The sequence below is a fragment of the Streptomyces sp. LBL genome (assembly GCF_029893585.1).
Classification (GTDB): domain Bacteria; phylum Actinomycetota; class Actinomycetes; order Streptomycetales; family Streptomycetaceae; genus Streptomyces.
Window position 1 is genome coordinate 125838 of record NZ_JARXYX010000019.1, and the last position, 18504, is coordinate 144341.

At 68.6% G+C, this 18504-nt stretch carries 18 protein-coding genes and 3 pseudogenes; 11 read left to right on the forward strand and 10 right to left on the reverse strand.

Annotated features, from left to right (window positions below; translation table 11 throughout):
- Positions 1–223: 223 nt before the first annotated feature.
- The 3 genes from M2271_RS23315 to M2271_RS23325 form a co-directional block, all read right to left on the reverse strand.
- Positions 224–841, reverse strand: a complete 618-nt coding sequence (locus tag M2271_RS23315; RefSeq protein ID WP_280889240.1) for a DUF305 domain-containing protein — start codon at positions 839–841, stop codon at positions 224–226.
- Entirely contained in the window at positions 838–1503 is a 666-nt protein-coding gene (locus M2271_RS23320; RefSeq protein WP_280889241.1) for a DUF3105 domain-containing protein, read from the reverse strand. The genes M2271_RS23315 and M2271_RS23320 overlap by 4 nt, the downstream gene beginning before the upstream one ends.
- Positions 1504–1885: 382 nt before the next feature.
- A complete protein-coding gene (locus M2271_RS23325) occupies positions 1886–2161 on the reverse strand; it encodes a hypothetical protein (RefSeq protein WP_348539187.1) in 276 nt (91 codons plus the stop codon).
- Positions 2162–2424: 263 nt separating this feature from the next.
- Between M2271_RS23325 and M2271_RS23330 the strand changes: the two genes are divergently transcribed.
- From M2271_RS23330 to M2271_RS23345, 4 genes are all read left to right on the forward strand, one after another.
- Complete coding sequence (locus tag M2271_RS23330; protein ID WP_280889243.1) at positions 2425–2826, forward strand: DUF4234 domain-containing protein; 402 nt, start codon at positions 2425–2427, stop codon at positions 2824–2826.
- Between the two features lie 134 nt (positions 2827–2960).
- A complete protein-coding gene (locus M2271_RS23335; protein ID WP_280889244.1) occupies positions 2961–3098 on the forward strand; it encodes a hypothetical protein in 138 nt (45 codons plus the stop codon).
- Between the two features lie 293 nt (positions 3099–3391).
- Positions 3392–4753, forward strand: coding sequence for a glutamine synthetase family protein (locus M2271_RS23340; protein WP_280889245.1), 1362 nt, complete (start codon positions 3392–3394; stop codon positions 4751–4753).
- A gap of 386 nt (positions 4754–5139) precedes the next feature.
- A complete protein-coding gene (locus tag M2271_RS23345) occupies positions 5140–6114 on the forward strand; it encodes a site-specific integrase (RefSeq protein WP_280889246.1) in 975 nt (324 codons plus the stop codon).
- Between the two features lie 34 nt (positions 6115–6148).
- On the opposite strand, the gene M2271_RS23350 is transcribed toward M2271_RS23345, so the two are convergent.
- Entirely contained in the window at positions 6149–7141 is a 993-nt protein-coding gene (locus tag M2271_RS23350; RefSeq protein WP_280889247.1) for a helix-turn-helix domain-containing protein, read from the reverse strand.
- A 52-nt stretch (positions 7142–7193) separates the two neighbouring features.
- Between M2271_RS23350 and M2271_RS23355 the strand changes: the two genes are divergently transcribed.
- Entirely contained in the window at positions 7194–7589 is a 396-nt protein-coding gene (locus tag M2271_RS23355) for a cupin domain-containing protein (RefSeq protein ID WP_280889248.1), read from the forward strand.
- 92 nt (positions 7590–7681) lie between these two features.
- Here M2271_RS23355 and M2271_RS23360 read toward each other — a convergent pair.
- From M2271_RS23360 to M2271_RS23385, 6 genes and pseudogenes are all read right to left on the reverse strand, one after another.
- Positions 7682–7928 (reverse strand): annotated as a pseudogene (locus tag M2271_RS23360) (Tn3 family transposase); the annotation flags it as partial.
- A pseudogene (locus M2271_RS42565) lies at positions 7876–8575 on the reverse strand (DUF4158 domain-containing protein); the annotation flags it as partial. The pseudogenes M2271_RS23360 and M2271_RS42565, both read right to left, overlap by 53 nt.
- A gap of 90 nt (positions 8576–8665) precedes the next feature.
- Positions 8666–9901, reverse strand: a complete 1236-nt coding sequence (locus tag M2271_RS23370; protein ID WP_280889249.1) for an MFS transporter — start codon at positions 9899–9901, stop codon at positions 8666–8668.
- A 101-nt stretch (positions 9902–10002) separates the two neighbouring features.
- On the reverse strand, positions 10003–11052 hold the full coding sequence (locus M2271_RS23375; RefSeq protein WP_280889250.1) for an endonuclease/exonuclease/phosphatase family protein: 1050 nt from the start codon (positions 11050–11052) through the stop codon (positions 10003–10005).
- Between the two features lie 186 nt (positions 11053–11238).
- Positions 11239–11844: a TetR/AcrR family transcriptional regulator gene (locus M2271_RS23380; protein ID WP_280889251.1), complete on the reverse strand. Its 606-nt coding sequence runs from the start codon at positions 11842–11844 to the stop codon at positions 11239–11241.
- Positions 11845–12317: 473 nt separating this feature from the next.
- Positions 12318–13907, reverse strand: a complete 1590-nt coding sequence (locus M2271_RS23385; protein WP_280889252.1) for an MFS transporter — start codon at positions 13905–13907, stop codon at positions 12318–12320.
- Positions 13908–14088: 181 nt separating this feature from the next.
- Between M2271_RS23385 and panB the strand changes: the two genes are divergently transcribed.
- The 6 genes and pseudogenes from panB to M2271_RS23415 all read left to right on the forward strand — a co-directional run bounded on the left by panB (position 14089) and on the right by M2271_RS23415 (position 18502).
- Complete coding sequence (gene panB / locus M2271_RS23390; RefSeq protein ID WP_280889253.1) at positions 14089–15009, forward strand: 3-methyl-2-oxobutanoate hydroxymethyltransferase; 921 nt, start codon at positions 14089–14091, stop codon at positions 15007–15009.
- 177 nt (positions 15010–15186) lie between these two features.
- Positions 15187–15318 (forward strand): hypothetical protein, encoded by a 132-nt coding sequence (locus tag M2271_RS23395; protein WP_280889254.1) that lies wholly within the window; start codon positions 15187–15189, stop codon positions 15316–15318.
- 68 nt (positions 15319–15386) lie between these two features.
- Positions 15387–16184: a thymidylate synthase gene (locus M2271_RS23400; RefSeq protein WP_280889255.1), complete on the forward strand. Its 798-nt coding sequence runs from the start codon at positions 15387–15389 to the stop codon at positions 16182–16184.
- Positions 16126–16538: pseudogene (locus M2271_RS23405) on the forward strand (dihydrofolate reductase); the annotation flags it as partial. The gene M2271_RS23400 and the pseudogene M2271_RS23405, both read left to right, overlap by 59 nt.
- Before the next feature lie 114 nt (positions 16539–16652).
- A complete protein-coding gene (locus M2271_RS23410) occupies positions 16653–17684 on the forward strand; it encodes an ATP-binding cassette domain-containing protein (RefSeq protein WP_280889257.1) in 1032 nt (343 codons plus the stop codon).
- Positions 17681–18502 carry an ABC transporter permease gene (locus M2271_RS23415; RefSeq protein ID WP_280889258.1) on the forward strand — a complete coding sequence of 274 codons (822 nt, stop codon included), beginning with the start codon at positions 17681–17683 and terminating at the stop codon, positions 18500–18502. The genes M2271_RS23410 and M2271_RS23415 overlap by 4 nt, the downstream gene beginning before the upstream one ends.
- The last annotated feature ends 2 nt before the right edge of the window (positions 18503–18504 follow it).

The window sequence follows — 18504 nt, forward strand, 5'->3', positions numbered from 1 at the left end:
CCAGGGGAATGCCGATCCCAAGAAGAGCCCAATTAACCTAATGACACGACCATTTGAGGGTTAACCCAGCACGAAACCGGTACGAACGCCGAGGGTTATCCCTCTAGGAAGCCGCCGGCTCACCTGCTACGAACGTCGCCGGCTCACCTGCTACGAACGTCATCGGCTCATCTGCTACGAACCTCGCCGACTCCCCCGCCACGAACATCGCCCCCTCACACAACTACGCCCGCGGTTTCGCGCCCCGGTCCTTCAACATGCCCGCCATCAGGTCGATCTCCGACTGCTGACCGTTCACCATGCCCTGCGCGAGCCGCTTCTCCACGCCGACCGTGCACTTGTCCACGCAGCCCTCGGCCATGTGGATGCCGCCCTTGTGATGGTCCGTCATCAACTGGAGGTAAAGGACCTCGGCCTGCTTGCCGCTCAATGTGCCCAGCTTCTTCAGGTCGCTGTTGGTCGCCATCCCTGGCATCAGCGCCCCGTCCTTACCGGTGGGCATGTCCCCCATCCCCATCCAGGCCATCGGCGGGTCCGCGGACACCTTCGGCAGCTCCCACAGATCGAGCCAGCCCAGCATCATGCCGCGCTGGTTGGCCTGCGTCTGCGCGATGTCGTACGCGAGGCGCCGCACCTCCTCGTCGTCGGTGCGGTCGCGCACGATGTACGACATCTCGACGGCCTGCTGGTGGTGCACCGCCATGTCCCGCGCGAACCCGGCGTCCGCAGAGTCGACGGCGGGGGTCGGGTTCGAGCCCCCGTCCTCGGCGACGGCATAACTGACGGCACCCGCCGCGACCAGCACCCCCGCCACGGCCACGGCGACTCCGGCGAACCTCACTGCGCCAGCCCGCCCGTGCACGCGGCGCCCGGCTCCGGCGTCTGCTTCCCCTGCACGAACTTCTCGAAGAACTTGCCGACGGCCGGGTCGCTCGCGCTCGTCACCGTGCGCTGGTGCCCCCACGCGGTCAGCATGATCGGGTCCTTCTGCTTCTCGTCCGGGCTCATCAGCGTGTACGGCGTCTGCTTCACCTTCGCCGCCAGCGCGTCCACGTCGGCCTTCTTGGCCTTGTCGGTGTACGTCACCCACACCGCGCCGTGCTCCAGGGAGTGCACGGCGTTCATGTCGTCGAGTCCCTTGGTGTAGACGTCGCCGTTGCAGTTCATCCAGACCTGGTTGTGGTCGCCGCCCACGGGGGGCTCCACCGGGTACTTCACGGTCTTGGCGACGTGGGTGCGGCCCAGTTTCCCCTTCCAGGTCTTCACACCGTCCGAGCCCGTTTCGAAGCTGCCCGAGGTCTTCCCGTCGGCCGCCGTGCCGCCGTCGTCGTCGGACTGCGACTGCACGAGGACGACCGCCCCCACGACGAGACCGGCGACGACCACCACGCTCGCGGCGATGGTCAGGATCCGGTTTCGCCGCTCCCGGGCCTGCTCGGCACGCCGCATCTCCTCTATCCGCGCCTTGCGTGCCGCGTTGTTGCTGTTCTTGGCGGAGCCCATGAGATGTGTCCTTCAGGGGAAAGGGTGCCGGTCGGGTCCGCTGATCGTAAGGGGGAGGGACAGCACGTTCGCAGAGAGGGCGCCGGAAAGGCTGGAACCGTGTGATCAGCCGCGTAACCAAAGGATAATTTGCCACATAGGTGTGCATTGTCCTCGATTCGTCAGTAGTGATCGCCGCCTGACGAGGTGATCACTTCGCCCTGCTTGTCCCGACGGGTGTCGGGTGGGGCCTTCGCGTGTCGCTGCGGCTGCGGCTGCATGCCACGGCACCCGGAGGTCGTGCGGGACTGCTCGTTCACGGACAGCGGCTCGTGGACGGTGGCTCGTAAACAGAGCGTTGACGCTCGCCCTCATTGTCGGAGGGCGAGCGTCAACCGCGTCGTCAGCCGGCCTTCTGCTCCCGCAGTTCGTGGACGCTGGCGGCAAGGGTGCCGTCTTGCTGTTCGTGCTGGGAGAGGGCGACGCCGAGGCCGAAGAAAGTGGGCGCCCATTCGCCGACGAAGATGCCCCACCTGTCGGCGCGGGCGAGGTCTGCGTGGGAGCCGGGTTCGACTTTGACGCTGCCGAGCCAGGTGAAGATGGAGAGCCCGATGGAGGCCACGGCTGCGGTGTAGGCGTGTTCGCTGCGGATGCCCATGTCGTGCATCTTCTTGATGATCACGGTGCGCTCCGTTCGTGAGAGAGGTTCACTGACCGGGTTCTCACATCCACCGCACCTATTCGTCTCCTTTGCGTGGATATGTGGAGAGGGTGGGTGGTTGCCGTTCGCTGCACCGCGAGGTCCGCACACATTGCCCTCTGGTGCGGAGAGGCCGGCCGAGGCCCGCCCGGTGGCCGTCAGGGATGCCTCCCTGTTGCCCACATCGCGCAACGCGCGCGGCGTAGCCGATCGTGATGCACTGGGTTTACGGGAGGTGCATCATGTCAGGTCGCGCTGGCAAGACCCGCAACATCTTTCTCGTCTGGTTGGTCTGGCCGCTGATCACGCTGGGCATCTACCATCTGGTCTGGTATTACAAAGTGAATCGCGAAGCTCGTGACTTTGATCAGCGGATCGAGGTCAATCCGGTGTTGGCCCTTCTGGCTGTCACCGTCGGCTGGCTGGTGATCATTCCCCCCTTCGTATCGGTCTACAACACCGGTCTGCGTATTGCCCGCATGCAGCAGTCGGCCGGGATGCAGCGGGACTGCAATCCCTGGATCGGACTCATCCTTTTCATCGTGGCCGCTCTGTACCCGCTCTACTACCAGCACGAGTTGAACCAGATCTGGACTCACTACCAGATCCCGGAAGAGGGCGCGCAGGTACCTCTCGCAGCCTGACGTGCGCCGTGACAGGACTCCGGAGGCTCGTTCAGCTTCCGCACCACGCGCGAGCTGCGGACCGTCTCGACCAGTGAGCCAGCGGCTCCGCGCGAGTCATGGCGGCGGCGACAGCGGGCAGGGTGGCGCGGACGGTGACGGAGGACTGCTCGGACAGCATCGTGGCGCGGACGGTGACGGAGGACTACTCGGACAGCATCGTGGCGCGGACGGTGACGGAGGACTGCTCGGACAGCATCGTGGCTCCTCGTGGCTTTTCATGGCTCGACTGATCGGCACCGCCTTGAACTTGCATCTGACCTGCAAATCAAACGGGAGTGGTGTCGCTCACGGGCATCGCTCACGAACGGGGCGGGGGCAGCCGTTACGGATGCCGGTTCGAGCAGGCAAGATGGGCAGTGAGCAGTACATCTGCCGGACGCGAGGCGTTCACGCCGAGGTCGCCTGGACGATCATGGTGCGCAACGCGCATGAAATGCTGTTGTGGTGGGATGCTCGGGTGCCCGACCGCCTCCCGCGGGACCGGAGACAGGCGGCCTGACCAGCAAGGATGGGGAAGCGCAAGATGGACAAGCAGCAGGAGTTCGTGCTCCGGACGTTGGAGGAGCGTGACATCCGGTTCGTACGCCTGTGGTTCACGGACGTGCTGGGCTTCCTCAAGTCCGTCGCCGTGGCCCCGGCCGAACTGGAACAGGCCTTCGATGAGGGCATCGGTTTCGACGGCTCCGCGATCGAGGGCTTCGCCCGGGTCTACGAGTCCGACATGATCGCCAAGCCGGACCCTTCGACCTTCCAGGTCCTTCCCTGGCGCGCGGAGGCCCCGGGCACCGCCCGGATGTTCTGCGACATCCTCATGCCGGACGGCTCGCCGTCCTTCGCGGACCCGCGGTACGTGCTCAAGCGGGCCCTGGCCCGCACCTCCGACCTGGGCTTCACGTTCTACACCCACCCGGAGATCGAGTTCTTCCTGCTGAAGAACAAGCCGACCGACGGCTCCCGGCCGACCCCGGCCGACAACTCCGGCTACTTCGACCACACCCCGCAGAACATCGGCATGGACTTCCGCCGCCAGGCGATCACCATGCTGGAGTCGATGGGCATCTCGGTCGAGTTCTCCCACCACGAGGGCGCCCCCGGCCAGCAGGAGATCGACCTCCGCTACGCCGACGCGCTCTCGACGGCGGACAACATCATGACGTTCCGCCTGGTCATGAAGCAGGTGGCACTGGAACAGGGCGTCCAGGCGACCTTCATGCCCAAGCCGTTCTCCGAGCACCCCGGCTCCGGCATGCACACACACCTCTCGCTCTTCGAGGGCGACCGGAACGCGTTCTACGAGTCCGGTTCGGAGTACCAGCTCTCCAAGGTCGGCCGCTCCTTCATCGCTGGCCTGCTGAAGCACGCGGCGGAGATCTCCGCGGTGACCAACCAGTGGGTGAACTCCTACAAGCGCATCTGGGGCGGCTCCGAGCGCACCGCGGGCGCCGGCGGCGAGGCCCCCTCGTACATCTGCTGGGGCCACAACAACCGCTCCGCCCTGGTCCGCGTGCCGATGTACAAGCCCGGCAAGACCGGCTCCGCGCGCGTGGAGGTCCGCTCCCTGGACTCGGGCGCGAACCCCTACCTGGCCTACGCCCTCCTGCTGGCCGCCGGCCTCAAGGGCATCGAGGAGGGCTACGAGCTTCCGCCGGGCGCCGAGGACGACGTCTGGGCCCTCTCCGACGCCGAACGCCGCGCGATGGGCATCGAACCGCTCCCGCAGAACTTGGGCGAGGCCCTGACCCTCATGGAGCGCAGCGACCTGGTCGCCGAGACCCTCGGCGAGCACGTCTTCGACTTCTTCCTGCGCAACAAGCGCCAGGAGTGGGAGGAGTACCGCAGCGAGGTCACCGCCTTCGAGCTGCGGAAGAACCTTCCGGTTCTGTAGGGGCGTAAGGGCGTAAGGGCTGCCTGCAAGCGGGCTTCCCGCTGATCGACCACGGGGCCGATGGTCTGTGACCGTCGGCCCCGTGGCGTCTTTCTGTCGGCCGTACGGTGCTGTCCGACCGCCGGCCCGTTGGCGTCTTCCTGCCGGTCGTGCGCGTCAGCGCCGCGACGCCGCCATGCCGGGGCTTGCGGAACATCCATGCCAGATCGTGCGCTAGGCCTGCGTCGGCCCTGGTGGGCGGCTGACGGAGTGTTGGCGGCGGGAGCGGTCTGAAGTCCTCCTACAGATAACGCCCTATTATCTGGGGGAGCTTGGTTCGTCACCTGCGGTGACGTTCTCCGGGCCGTACGTGAGGAGGCCCTGTTATCCGTGGCAAGGGGGAAGCGGTGCCCACCGTCGTGCAGCTGCCGGCCGGGAATGCCTTGACTGTCCGCGCGGCGGCCGACGCCTTCCTCGACTCGCTGCGCAACCCGAACACCGTCCGCAGCTACGGGGTCGGCGTCGGTAAGACCGCCGAGCGGATCGGGGAGGGCCGCCCGCTGGGGTCGGTTGCGGACGACGAGATCCGCGAGGCCCTGGAAATCCTGTGGGGCACCGCGGCGGTCAACACCTGGAACGCCCGCCGGGCCGCGGTGCTGTCCTGGCTGGGCTGGTGCGAGTCGTACGGCTACGACGGCCCGGCGGTCCCGGCCTGGACGAAGCGGCCGGCGGTGCCGGACTCCGAGACCCCGGCCCGCTCCAAGATGGCCGTGGACCGGCTCATCGCCCGGCGCGAGGTGCACCTGCGGGAGAAGACGCTGTGGCGGATGCTCTACGAGACCGCCGGGCGGTCCGAGGAGATCCTCGGCGTGAACATCGAGGCCCTGGACCTCTCCGCCCGCCGCTGCCAGGTCAAGGCGAAGGGCGCCCGGAGCAAGGCACGCCGCCGAGGGCAGGCCCGGGAGGACTTCGTGCTGGAGACCGTGTACTGGGACGCAGGCACCGCCCGGCTCCTGCCCCGCCTGCTGCGCGGCCGTACTCGCGGACCGGTGTTCGTCACCCACCGCCGCCCCGGCCCGGGGAAGGTCGTCAGCCCGCGCGACGTGTGCCCGGACACCGGCCTGGCCCGCCTTTCCTACGGCCAGGCCCGCGCTCTGCTGGACGAGCACACCGCCGTGCGCGGCCCGGGGACCGGCTGGGACCTGCACGAGTACCGCCACTCCGCCCTCACCCACCTCGGCGAGCAGGGTGCCTCCCTGCTGATGCTGATGGCGAAGTCCCGGCACAAGAAGCCGGAGAACGTCCGCCGCTGCTTCAAGCCCTCCCACGAGGCGATCTCGGAGCTGACAAGCCTGCTCGCCCCTGGCGATAGCAGACGATGAAGCACACGTGGTTCGTCGGCAGGGATGCCCGCCGTCAGTTCGCCTCCGGCCCGAACCGGCGCCTGTACGCCGACGGTGTGATGCCGGTCTCCCGGCGCATCAGCGTGCGCAGATTGGCAGCGGTGCCAAGCCCGCTGCGTCGCGCGACCACCTCGAACCGGGACTCACCTCGCTCGATCAACCGGCACGCCAGAGCAAGCCGTTCCCCCGTCAGCCACGCCAGCGGTGTCGTGCCCAGTTGTGCCTGGAAGCGGCGATGCAGCGTCGCCGGACTGACCGCCGCACGCGCCGCAAGGCCGGACACGGTGAGCGGTGAGTCCAGCCGTTCCTGGGCCCAGGCCAGGACAGGTGCCAAGGACTCGTCCGGCAGGTCGGGCATGGGACGCTCCACGAACTGCCGCTGCCCACCGTCCCGGTGCGCCGCGAAGACCAGCCGCCGGCTCACAGAGTTGGCGACCTCCGCGCCGTAGTCGCGACGGACCACATGCAGCCCAAGATCGAGCGCAGCTGCACTGCCTGCCGCGGTGAGGATGTCACCGTCATCCACGAACAGCACGTCTGCTTCGAGCTGGACAGAGGGGAAGCGGGCCCGGAAGGAATCCGCCCACTGCCAGTGCGCTGTGGCCCTGCGCCCGTCGAGGACTCCGGCCTCGGCCAGTGTGAAGGCGCCGCTGCAGAAGCCGACCAGGCGCGCACCTCGGGCGTGTGCCCGGCGGACGGCATCGAGCACGGCCGGACGGCGGGGCACTTCGATGTCCGGGCGGTTGGGGACGATCAAGGTGTCCGCCGCGTCGGCCGCTTCCAGGCCGGCGACTCCCGTGAGCGTGAAGAATCCGTCTCGCATCATGGTGCGGGGCTCAGGGGAACAGAGCCTGAAGTCGTAGAGATCACGGCCGATCTCCGGTCTGCGCAGACCGAAGATCTCGGTCGCGCAGCCGAGCTCGAAGGGGTTCGAGTTCTCGTCCACGATCACGACGACCCGGTGTACGCCCGCCGCGTGAGCTACGTGCGAGGATTCTTTCGTCATGTGCAATTCCTAGCACTCACGGCGGCCATGCGAAACGGCTCAGGATGAGCCCATGAGCAGCGAACCCATCCCCCTCAGCAAGGCCCTGGCCTCCTTCGACGCCTTGTGGAGCCCCCGCATCGTCACGCGCGTCAACGACTACGACGTCCGCATCGCCAAGGTCGAGGGCGAACACATCTGGCACGTGCACGACGACACCGACGAGTTCTTCCTGGTACTCGACGGCGAGCTGCGCATCTCCCTGCGCGAGCCCGACGGGGAGCGCACGGTCCTGCTCCCACAGGGGGCGGTCTTCACCGTCCCCCGAGGCACAGAGCACAAGCCGTACGCTCCGTCCGGCGCCGCAATCCTCATGTTCGAGCCCACCGGGACACCGACCGTGGGCGATCGCCACGACAAGATCCCCGAGCACGTCGACTCAACAACCGGACACGCACTCAGCACCTGACCCGACAGGCTTCGGCACGCCACTGCCCCTGGCGACAGCCTGCCGCCGGGTCGGTTACGTTCACCGACTGCCCGGCGAGAGCGGCGCGGGACTCAATCCTCGGCGGTGTCCGGAGCGCGCAGGGGGCGCATTCCGCCAGGCAGGTCGGTCGGGAAGCTGGAAGGAGTACCGGCCCAGCACGTTGATGTGGTGACGCACGAACGGGGACAGCCGGGCGACGTCCTCGTCGCGCACCTCGAAGCCGTCGGCGCGGAGCTGGGTGAGCGCGGCGTCCATGTAGCGGGTGTTGAACAGCACGAGCGCATTGAGGACCAGGCCGAGCGCCCCGATCTGGTCCTCTGGACGCCTGGTGCCCGATGAGGGCGGCGTTCGCGGCCCGGTAGGTCGCCAGCCGCAGATACGTCTGGTCGACGTGGGACAGCCGCCCGTACTTCAGTGCGTCCGCGCCACAGCCGCTGGTTCGCCGCCTCCCGCACTGACCCCACCAGCCGGGCCAGACGACTCACCCCCGGCAGCAGCACCCGGCCCTCGCGCAGCCACCCCGCCGCCGCGTCGAACAACGCCTTCGGCCCGTCCCCCGTCGTCCACGCCCGCGCGTCCAGCCAGCCCGCCAGTTCCTCGCGGACCTCGGCGTGGTCCCGCCAGCCCCCGTCTTCCTGAATCTCCCCGGCGTGCGTACGGGCCGTACCGTCCCGCTCGCCGTACAACTTCAGGCACGAGGCGTCCTCGATGTCCAGCTGCCCGGCCAGGTACTCCGCCACCTCCGCCGGCACCTGCCGCGGGTCCGCCATGAATCGGCCCAGGAACCGCACACTCGTCAGCTGGACCGCGAACCCGAGCGGGTTGTGCGCACGCCTCTTGGCCTGCACCGCCTCCCGATCCGCGTCGTCCAGGAAGAAGTACCGCTCCAGCTCCGCCCGCGAGGGCACCTCGTGGAACGACCCATACCGGGCCGCCTGCCCATCCGTCAGGAACTCGACCGCCACAACAACTCTCCGAAGATCGAAAACAACGACCCACGAAGGCTCCGACGCCCAATCACCCCAGGTCAAAGCGCCAAACAGCCCAGCGAACCCTTAGCGCACGATCTGACCCGGATGTTCCTCAGACCCCATGCCCTGGGGAACGTACGAGGCGACCACCCGTTCCCGGCCCGCCGAATGGGTCCGGCGCCGGTCCACGGCGGTCGCCGCTCCGGCCACGCCCAGGCCGAGCACCGCCAGTGCCGCGCCGGCCAGCGCCGGGGAGGTCGCCCCGAGGCCCGCGGCGAGGGCGAGACCGCCGATCCAGGCGCCGCCGGCGTTGGCCAGGTTGAAGGCGGCCTGGTTGGCGGAGGAGGCGAGGGAGGGGGCCGCCGAGGCCTTCTCCATGACCATCAGCTGGAGCGGGGAGCCGGTGACGAAGGCCGCCGCGCCGAGAAGGACGACCGCAAGCGCCGCGCTCCACTGGGTGCTCATGAGGAGCGGGAACAGCGCCAGCACGGCGGCCAGCGAGATCAGGCCGCCGAACAGCGTGGCCCGCAGCGCGTGGTCGGCGAGGCGTCCGCCGAGCAGGTTGCCGGCCGTGGCGCCGACGCCGAACAGCGCCAGCAGCAGCGTCACGTTGGAGTCGGCGTACCCGGCGGCGTCCGTGAGCATCGGCGTGATGTAGCTGTACGCGGAGAACAGCGCCCCGAAGCCGGCGACGGTCGTACCCAGTGCCAGCCAGACCGGCAGCGACCGCAGGGCCGCCAGCTCGCCGCGCAGCCCCGTGGCGGGGGCGGGCGAGTGGTCGTGCGGGATCAGCAGCGCCAGCGAGGCTATCGCCGCCAGGCCGATCGCGCCGACCCCGAGGAACGTGGCCCGCCAGCCCAGGTGCTGCCCCATGAGGGTGGCGACGGGAACGCCCGCGATGTTGGCGACCGTCAGGCCGAGGAACATCAGGGACACGGAGCGGGCCTTGCGTTCGGGAGCCACCATGGTCGTGGCGACGACGGCGCCCACGCCGAAGAAGGCGCCGTGCGGGAGGCCGCTGAGGAAGCGGGCCGCGAGGAGCCAGTGGTAGTCGGGAGCGAACGCGGAGAGCACGCTGCCGAGCACGAACAGGGCCATCAGGCCGATCAGGACCGTGCGGCGGGACATGCGCGCGGTGACCGCGGCGAGCAGCGGGGCACCGATGACCACGCCCAGCGCATACGCCGAGACCAGGTGACCGGCCGCGGGGATCGAGATGTGCAGGTCGTCGGCGACGTCGGGCAGCAGGCCCATCATCACGAACTCGGTCGTACCGATGCCGAAGGCGCCCACGGCGAGGGCGAGCAGGGCCAGGGGCATGAAAAAAACCATTGCCTTTCAAAGGGAGTGCGGGGTTCCGTGCAAGCGTATGTTCAATTCCGGAACAAAGACTCCCCGGCCCACTATTCCAGCAGGTCGGCTCAGGACGACGTGTCGACGTTCACACGCGCGGCGACCGGCAGATGGTCACTCGGGGTCTGGGGGAGCGTCCAGGAGCCCGCCGGCTCGATCCCCTTGACCATGATCTGGTCGATGCGCGCCATCGGGAACGAGGCCGGCCAGCTGAACCCGAAGCCGCTGCCCGCCGCGCCCTGCGTGGAGCGCATCTGGGCGGTCACGCCGTTGAGCGCGCGGTCGTTCATGGTGCCGTTCAGGTCGCCGAGCAGCACGACCTGCGTGAGCTTCTCGTGGGCGATGGCCTCGCCCAGCGCGTCCGCGCTCTTGTCCCGCTGCCGGGCCGTGAACCCGGCCTCCATCTTCACCCGCACCGACGGGAGATGGGCGACGTACACCGCGACCTGCCCGGCCGGCGTGGTCACGGTGGCGCGCATCGCGCGGGTCCAGCCCAGCTTGATGTCGACGGCCCTGACGCCGGTCAGGGGGTACTTGCTCCACAGCCCGACCGTGCCCTGCACCGAGTGGTACTTGTACGTCGACGTCAGCGCCTCCTCGTACACCGGCACAGCCGACGTGGTGAGCTCCTCCAGGGCGACCACGTCCGCGCCGGACGCGGCCACGTCCCGGGCGGTGCCCGACGGGTCCGGGTTGTCGGCGTTGACGTTGTGCGTGACCACCGTGAGGTCGCCGCCGGCGCCCGCCTTGTCGCCGAGCAGTCCACCGAAGAGGTTCAGCCAGACGATCGCCGGGAACAGCACCGCGATCAGCGCGGTCGCCGATTTGCGCACCAGCGCGAGCAGCACCAGGACCGGGACACACACGCCCAGCCAGGGCAGGAAGGTCTCGATGAGGCTGCCGAGGTTGCCGACCGCGTTCGGGATCTGCGCGTGCAGCACCATGACCAGGGCGACCAGGAACGCGAGGGCGGCGAGGACGAGGCCCCGGCGCCAGATCCCCCGGTCAGCGAGCCGGCCGGCGAACAGACGGCTCACCAGGCGTCGGATCCGGGTTCCCGGGCGCTCGGGCCCCGAGCCTCCGTTGTCCGTCTCCGTCATGTACGCCTGCTGCGCCATACCGTCGCCTCACTGCCTGCCCGTGCACACCGTTCGCCCCCTGTGTCCCTACGACCCTAGGGGATGATCGGCTCCGTCCCGCCCGTGCCCGGACGGCCGTACGGACACATGACGCACAAGTGGGCACGCCCAGTTCCGGACACAGGCAGGGAAAGCGCCCTCTGTGACGAAACACGCACAGGGGGGCTACGGCGAGGACGAACTGACGGACGGTGAGCTGACGGGCCGCAGCCCTTCGAGAAGGGTGTCGACGATCAACTCCGCCAGGCCTTCCGGGAGGTCGGCGTCGGGACGCATCACGGTGCGCAGCAGCATGGGACCGACGAACAGGTCGTTCAGCAGGTCGATGTCGACGTCCGCGCGCAGTTCGCCGTTGCGTTGCCCGCGGCGCAGGATCTCGACCTGGAGCCGGCGGCGCGGCTCGATGACGGTCCTGTGGTAAGCGGCCCAGATCTTGGGACTGCTCTTCATCTGGGCGTAGACGTTGTGCAGGAGCACGGAGGAGCGGGTCATCAGGCCGCGCCGACGCAGTTGTTCCAGGAGGGCCACGAGGTCGTCGCGCATCGAGGTGCCGGGCAGGTCGGGTGTCGGCAGCTCGGCGGCACCCACGATGTCGGCGAACAGCTCCTCCTTGCCGCTCCAGCGGCGGTAGATGGTGGCCTTGCCGACGCCGGCGGTACGGGCGATGCGCTCGATGGACAGCTCCGCGAGCGGCACACCGTCCTCCAGGAGCTTCACCACCCCCTCGACGATGGCCCGCTCCACGGCCTCGCTGCGAGGCCGTCCCTTCATGGAGCCGACTCTGGGAGGCCGGCCTTCCGCAAGGTTCACCGGATTCCTCCGAGGATGCCCCGGCCTTCGGGCCGGGGAGGAACCGGACTCCTGCGGAGCAGGGCCGGAGGCGAAATTTCGCCTCCAGGGCGAAACGCCGTCCACCTGATCGGGTAACCTGCACACCGTGCGTTGCAAGAACCAAGCGCGTACACCGTGCTGATCGAGAGCCAAGACAGCACAGGCACCTCCAAGCTTTGGCGTATCAAACCGGGCTGGTTTCAACCCGGCTGGTGTTGATCGTGGAAGACCTGTTGGGTCGCTGACCCGCAGGCAGCGTGAGCCAGGAATCCCCCAGCTTCAGCTGGGGGAGGATTCAAGTTGCTGTCCCTTCGCCTCCTGAAGTGCATTCTCCCCCGTGCGCGGCCCTGCCCCGCACGGGGGAGACCACACCCCGGCCCCGCCCCGCGCGGGGGTGACCACACCCCTGCCCCCTACTCCCCCGCCGTCACCAACTCCTCTTCCTCCTTGCCCGACTGAGGTGCCGCCGCCTTCTTCCCCGGCAGGTACAGGGCGACCACGACCACGCCGACCACCGCGACGCCCGCTCCCCACAGCGCGGTGAGGTGCATCGCGTGCAGGAACGCGTCGTTGGCCGGGTCGACGAGGGCCTTGCCCTTCGGGCCGAGCCGGGCGGCGACACCGAGGGTCGCCTCGATGGACTCGCCCGCGGTGTGCCGCAGGTCCGGGGGCAGGAGGCCGAGCTTGTCCTCGATGCCGTTGCGGTACGCCGTGGACAGGACCGAGCCGAGGATGGCGATACCGAGGGCGCCGCCGACCTGGCGGAAGGTATTGCTGAGCGCGGACGCGGAGCCGGCCTTCTCGCGGGGCAGGGCCTGCATGATGACGACGCTGACCGGGGTCATGATGTGCGCCATGCTGGTGCCCATGAGGAAGAAGATCACCTCCAGGATCCAGATCGGCGTGTCCGCCTCCAGGGTGGCGAACGCGGCCAGCATCGCGGCGATGACCGCCATGCCGGCCGTGGTGGTGGCCCGGTATCCGAAGCGCTCCACGACCAGCCGGGCGCGTGGCGCGAAGATCATCTGGCCGACGGCCAGCGGCAGCATCAGCAGGCCGGTCTGCAGCGGGGAGTAGCCGCGCACGCTCTGGGTGTAGAAGACCGAGAAGAAGGTCACTCCCATCAGCGCGAAGAAGACCAGCGCGAGGGCGGCTATCGCGGCCGAGAAGACCTTGTTCTTGAAGTAGGTGACGTCGATGGACGGGTGGTCGCTGCGCTTCTCGAACACCACGAAGGCGACGAGTACGGCGAGACCGGCGCCGATGGTCGCGAGGACCTGCGGGTCGGTGAAGTCGGCGAGCTGGCCGCCCTTGATGATGCCGTAGACGAGCAGCACAAGACCGATGACGGACAGGACCACACCCACGGCGTCGATCCGGCCGGGCCGCGGGTCGCGGGAGTCGGGAACCAGCCAGAGCATCAGTCCGAGCGCGAGGATGACGATCGGCACGTTGATGAGGAAGACCGAACCCCACCAGAAGTGGTCGAGCAGGACGCCGCCGGTGATCGGGCCGATGGCGATGGCGAGGCCGACGCCGCCGGCCCAGATGCCTATGGCCTTGGGCTGCTCCTCCCTTTCGAAGACGTTCATCAGGACGGCGAGGGTGGCGGGCATGACGAAGGCCGCGCCGAAGCCCATCACCGCACGGAAGGCGATCAGCTCGGTCGGCGAGCCGGAGAAGGCGGCGAGGGCGGAGCCGGCGCCGAACGCGACCAGACCGCCGAGCAGGACCTTCTTGCGGCCCAGCCGGTCACCGAGGAGGCCCGCGGTGAACAGCAGGCCCGCGAAGACGAGGGTGTAGGAGTTGATCGCCCACTCCAGCTCGCTCTGGGTGGCACCCAGACCGGTGGGGGCGGGCGTCGAGATCGTCTTGATGGCGACGTTCAGGATCGAGTTGTCGAGCACCACGATCAGCAGGCTCAGCATCAGCACACCGAGGATCGCCCAACGGCGCCGGTGCACCGCCTCCGGTACCCGGGAGTCAGGGACTGCAGTAGTCATGGGGGCGAGCCTAGGGCGAATAAGATACGAGACCGTCTCGTATCGTAAATCTTTTACCCAGACCTTACTGCCGTCTCGGTCACAGCGGCCTCCCCTAGCCGTCACCGGCACGAGGTGCCACCATGGAGGCGATCCGGGGACGCCGTCAGGGCGCCTCGAGATGACTGAAGGAGCCGTTGCCATGACGCAGCTCTCGGCTGCCCAGCCTGTGCGGAACAGCACCTCCCCTGTGGGAGACAGCACCTCCCCTGCAGGGAACAGCACCCCCGACGGCAGCAGCAAGACCCTGTACGGGGGCAAAGGCACCCGCCGTATCACCGTGCGCGACATCGCCGCCGCCAAGGAGCGCGGCGAGAAGTGGCCCATGCTCACCGCGTACGACGCGATGACCGCGTCCGTCTTCGACGAGGCCGGGATCCCGGTCATGCTCGTCGGCGACTCCGCGGGCAACTGCCATCTCGGGTACGAGACCACCGTGCCCGTCACGCTCGACGAGATGACCATGCTGTCCGCGGCCGTCGTCCGGGGCACCCAGCGCGCCCTGATCGTCGGCGACCTCCCTTTCGGGTCCTACCAGGAGGGTCCGGTGCAGGCGCTGCGCTCGGCGACCCGGCTGGTGAAGGAGGCCGGGGTCGGGGCGGTCAAGCTGGAGGGCGGGGAGCGCTCGCACCGGCAGATCGAGCTGCTGGTGGAGTCCGGGATCCCGGTGATGGCCCACATCGGCCTCACCCCCCAGTCCGTGAACGCCATGGGCTACCGCGTCCAGGGGCGCGGCGAGGAGGCGGCCCAGCAGCTGCTGCGGGACGCGAAGGCCGTCCAGGACGCGGGAGCGTTCGCGGTGGTCCTCGAACTCGTTCCGGCGGAGCTGGCGGCCGAGGTGACCCGGGTCCTGCACATCCCGACGGTGGGCATCGGGGCCGGCCCCGAGACGGACGCGCAGGTGCTGGTGTGGACGGACATGCTGGGTCTGACCAGTGGGCGCGTGCCGAAGTTCGTGAAGCAGTACGCGAATCTGCGTGAGGTCATGGGGAACGCGGCGAAGGCGTTCGCGCAGGACGTGGTCGGCGGCACGTTCCCGCGCGAGGAGAACTCCGTTCACTGAGCCGAGCTGAGCCAACGAGCCAACGAGCCAACGAGCCAACGAGCCAACGAGCCAACGAGCCACTGTGGCACCACAGCAGCCCGCCGATCTTCCCCCGTCGGCGGGCTGTGCCGTTGCGACTCGCGGGATTCCGGGTGGAGATCAAGTGGCAGGAAACGACGTACAAGTAGGCAGGGCATGAAGTTACTTCGTGGGTGCGTGACGGCCGTGGCCGTTGCTGTGCTGCTCGTCATCGGCCTCTTCGCCCTGGATGCCTGCGGAGCCGACGAGGAGGCCGAGCTCACATCGGCACAGGTCGCCGGGCTGTGACGTGTCACCGATGCTCCAGCTGCGGGACCGTAGGGTCCGCGTTTAGGTCGCCACTAGACTCGACGGCTGTGGCGGACACCCAGTACGAAGACCTGTTGCGGCTGGTGCTCATCTCCGGGACGGCCAAGGCCGACCGGACGGGCACCGGCACCCGAAGTGTCTTCGGGCACCAACTGCGCTACGACCTCTCGCAGGGGTTCCCGCTGGTCACCACCAAGAAGGTGCACCACAAGTCCATCGTGTACGAACTGCTGTGGTTCCTGAGCGGTGACTCGAACGTCCGCTGGCTGCAAGAACACGGCGTCACCATCTGGGACGAATGGGCCGACGAGAACGGCGAACTCGGCCCGGTCTACGGCGCGCAGTGGCGCTCCTGGCCCGCCCCGGACGGCAGGCACATCGACCAAATCAGCGAAGTCCTCGACACGCTGCGCCGAGACCCGGACTCACGCCGGATGGTCGTCTCCGCCTGGAACGTCGCCGAGCTGCCCGACATGGCCCTCGCGCCGTGTCACGCCTTCTTCCAGTTCTACGTCGCCGACGGCAGGCTCTCCTGCCAGCTGTACCAGCGCAGTGCGGATCTGTTCCTCGGTGTCCCGTTCAACATCGCCAGCTACGCCCTGCTCACGCACATGGTGGCGCAGCAGGTCGGTCTCGAACCGGGTGACTTCATCTGGACCGGCGGCGACTGTCACATCTACGACAACCATGTGCAGCAGGTGACCGAGCAGCTCTCGCGCGCCCCCTTCGAGTTCCCCGAGCTGCGTCTGCGCCAAGCCGACTCGTTTTTCGACTACGCCTACGCCGATGTGGAAGTGCTCGGCTACCAGCACCACCCGGCCATCAAAGCCCCGGTCGCGGTGTGAAGTCGGGCTGATCTGGGCGCAGACCCTTGATGGCGTAATCGGCGCGGACAACGCTATTCCGTGGCGACTGCCTGAGGACATGGCGCATTTCAAGGCGACCACCCTCGGTCATCCAGTGGTGATGGGGCGCAAGACATGGGATTCGCTGCCTCCGCGATTCCGCCCGCTGTTCGGCAGGCGCAACATCGTGGTGACTCGCGACCCACAGTGGGTGGCCGAAGGCGCGGAGCGCGCCGGTTCCGTCGCCCAGGCGCTGGAACTCGCAGGCGATCCGCTGGAGCCAGCCGCCCCTGCTGCGGCGGCATGGGTGATCGGCGGCGGGAAATTTACCGTGCCGCCCTGGGATCCGCCACGGCGTGACGGGCGGGACCGGCTCCTCAAAACCCTGTCGGTGGGCTGTCGGTGTCTGTCGGTGGGTGTCGGTGGTCTGTCGGTGCATTGTCGGTGGGGGCTGGCACTGTCGTTCCCATGACACGAATCGACAAGAACTCCAGTGACGCGGTCGCCGTGACCGTGCGGGGGCTGGTCAAGCACTACGGGGAGACCAAGGCGCTGGACGGGGTCGACCTGGAGGTGCGGGAGGGCACCGTGATGGGGGTGCTCGGGCCGAACGGGGCCGGGAAGACCACCCTGGTGCGGATCCTGTCCAGCCTGATCCAGCCCGACGCCGGGCAGGCGACCGTCGCCGGCTACGACGTCGTACGGCAGCCCCGGCAGCTGCGGCGGGTGATCGGACTCACCGGCCAGTACGCCTCCGTGGACGAGAAGCTCCCCGGCTGGGAGAACCTGTACATGATCGGGCGGCTGCTCGACCTGCCCCGCAAGACGGCCCGCGCCCGCGCCGACGAGCTGCTGGAGCGGTTCTCGCTCACCGACGCGGCCAAGCGCCCTGCGTCGACGTACTCCGGCGGTATGCGGCGGCGGCTCGACCTGGCGGCGTCGATGATCGGCCGGCCCGCCGTCCTGTTCCTCGACGAGCCCACCACCGGCCTCGACCCGCGCACCCGCAACGAGGTGTGGACCGAGGTCAAGCGCATGGTCGGTGACGGGGTCACCGTGCTGCTCACCACGCAGTACATGGAGGAGGCCGAACAGCTGGCCTCCGAGCTGACCGTCGTGGACCGCGGCAAGGTCATCGCGGGCGGAGCCATCGAGGAGCTGAAGGCGAAGGTGGGGGGACGGTCCCTGCGGGTCCGGCCGGCCGACCCGCTGCTCCTGCGGCCCCTCGCCGTCGCGCTGGACGAGCTGGGCATCACCGGGCTCGCCGCCACCACCATCGACACCGAGCGCGGATCCGTCCTGGTCCCGATCCTCAGCGACGAGCAGCTGACCGCCGTGGTCGGCGCGGTCACCGCGCGCGGCATCACGCTCTCCTCCATCACCACCGAACTGCCCAGCCTGGACGAGGTGTTCCTGTCCCTCACCGGCCACCGTGCCAGTGCCCCGCAGGACACCACGCCCGACGAGACCGCCACCGACCGCCAGGAGGTCGCCGTATGAGCGCCACCACCGCACCCGTCCCCGACCTCACGGGAGACGCCCGTATCCCGCTGCGCGGGCACGTGCGCCATACCGGGGCCCTGATCCGCCGCAACCTGCTGTGGATCCGGCAGGACCCGGAGTCGATGTTCGATGCCCTGCTCATGCCGGTCGTCTTCACCCTGCTGTTCGTGTACGTCTTCGGCGGCTCGATCGGGCAGTCCCTCGGCGGCGGGCAGGACGCGTACGTGCAGTACGTGATCCCCGGCATGCTGGCGATGATGGCCATGACCATGTCCCAGGGCGTCGGTACCGGCTTCAGCCAGGACTTCAACTCCGGTGTCATGGACCGCTTCCGGTCCCTGCCGATCGGGCGCGGCTCGGTGCTGTTCGCGAAGATCGCGGTGGAGCTCGGGCGGATGCTGTTCGCGACCACCGTGCTGATGATCGTCGCCGTCCTGGTCGGTTTCGACATCAACGACTGGCCCGGCCTGTTCGCGACCGTGGGCCTGTCCGCGCTGTTCGCCTCGTCGATCATGTGGGTGTTCCTCACCCTGGGTGTGGTCATGAAGAGCGCGCAGTCCGTGCAGGCGATGGGCTTCCTGGTGCTGTTCCCGCTGCAGTTCGGCTCGTCGATCTTCGCACCGACCCAGTCGATGCCCGGCTGGCTGCAGGCCTTCACCGACTACAACCCGCTGTCCACGCTCGCGGACGCGGCCCGCGGACTGATGGTGGGCGGCCCGGTCGCGCACGACCTGTGGGTGACCGTCGCCTGGTCGGTGGCGATCACGGCGGTGATGGCGCCGGTCGCCATCCACAAGTTCCGTACGAAGAGCTGACG

Excerpts from the sequence above, each read along its gene's own strand:
- M2271_RS23320 (WP_280889241.1), bottom strand. The coding sequence starts at position 1,503 with ATGGGCTCCGCCAAGAACAGCAACAACGCGGCACGCAAGGCGCGGATA.
- M2271_RS23330 (WP_280889243.1), top strand. The coding sequence starts at position 2,425 with ATGTCAGGTCGCGCTGGCAAGACCCGCAACATCTTTCTCGTCTGGTTG.
- M2271_RS23340 (WP_280889245.1), top strand. The coding sequence starts at position 3,392 with ATGGACAAGCAGCAGGAGTTCGTGCTCCGGACGTTGGAGGAGCGTGAC.
- M2271_RS23350 (WP_280889247.1), bottom strand. The coding sequence starts at position 7,141 with ATGACGAAAGAATCCTCGCACGTAGCTCACGCGGCGGGCGTACACCGG.
- M2271_RS23355 (WP_280889248.1), top strand. The coding sequence starts at position 7,194 with ATGAGCAGCGAACCCATCCCCCTCAGCAAGGCCCTGGCCTCCTTCGAC.
- M2271_RS23370 (WP_280889249.1), bottom strand. The coding sequence starts at position 9,901 with ATGCCCCTGGCCCTGCTCGCCCTCGCCGTGGGCGCCTTCGGCATCGGT.
- M2271_RS23375 (WP_280889250.1), bottom strand. The coding sequence starts at position 11,052 with ATGGCGCAGCAGGCGTACATGACGGAGACGGACAACGGAGGCTCGGGG.
- M2271_RS23380 (WP_280889251.1), bottom strand. The coding sequence starts at position 11,844 with ATGAAGGGACGGCCTCGCAGCGAGGCCGTGGAGCGGGCCATCGTCGAG.
- M2271_RS23385 (WP_280889252.1), bottom strand. The coding sequence starts at position 13,907 with ATGACTACTGCAGTCCCTGACTCCCGGGTACCGGAGGCGGTGCACCGG.
- panB (WP_280889253.1), top strand. The coding sequence starts at position 14,089 with ATGACGCAGCTCTCGGCTGCCCAGCCTGTGCGGAACAGCACCTCCCCT.
- M2271_RS23395 (WP_280889254.1), top strand. The coding sequence starts at position 15,187 with ATGAAGTTACTTCGTGGGTGCGTGACGGCCGTGGCCGTTGCTGTGCTG.
- M2271_RS23410 (WP_280889257.1), top strand. The coding sequence starts at position 16,653 with ATGACACGAATCGACAAGAACTCCAGTGACGCGGTCGCCGTGACCGTG.
- M2271_RS23415 (WP_280889258.1), top strand. The coding sequence starts at position 17,681 with ATGAGCGCCACCACCGCACCCGTCCCCGACCTCACGGGAGACGCCCGT.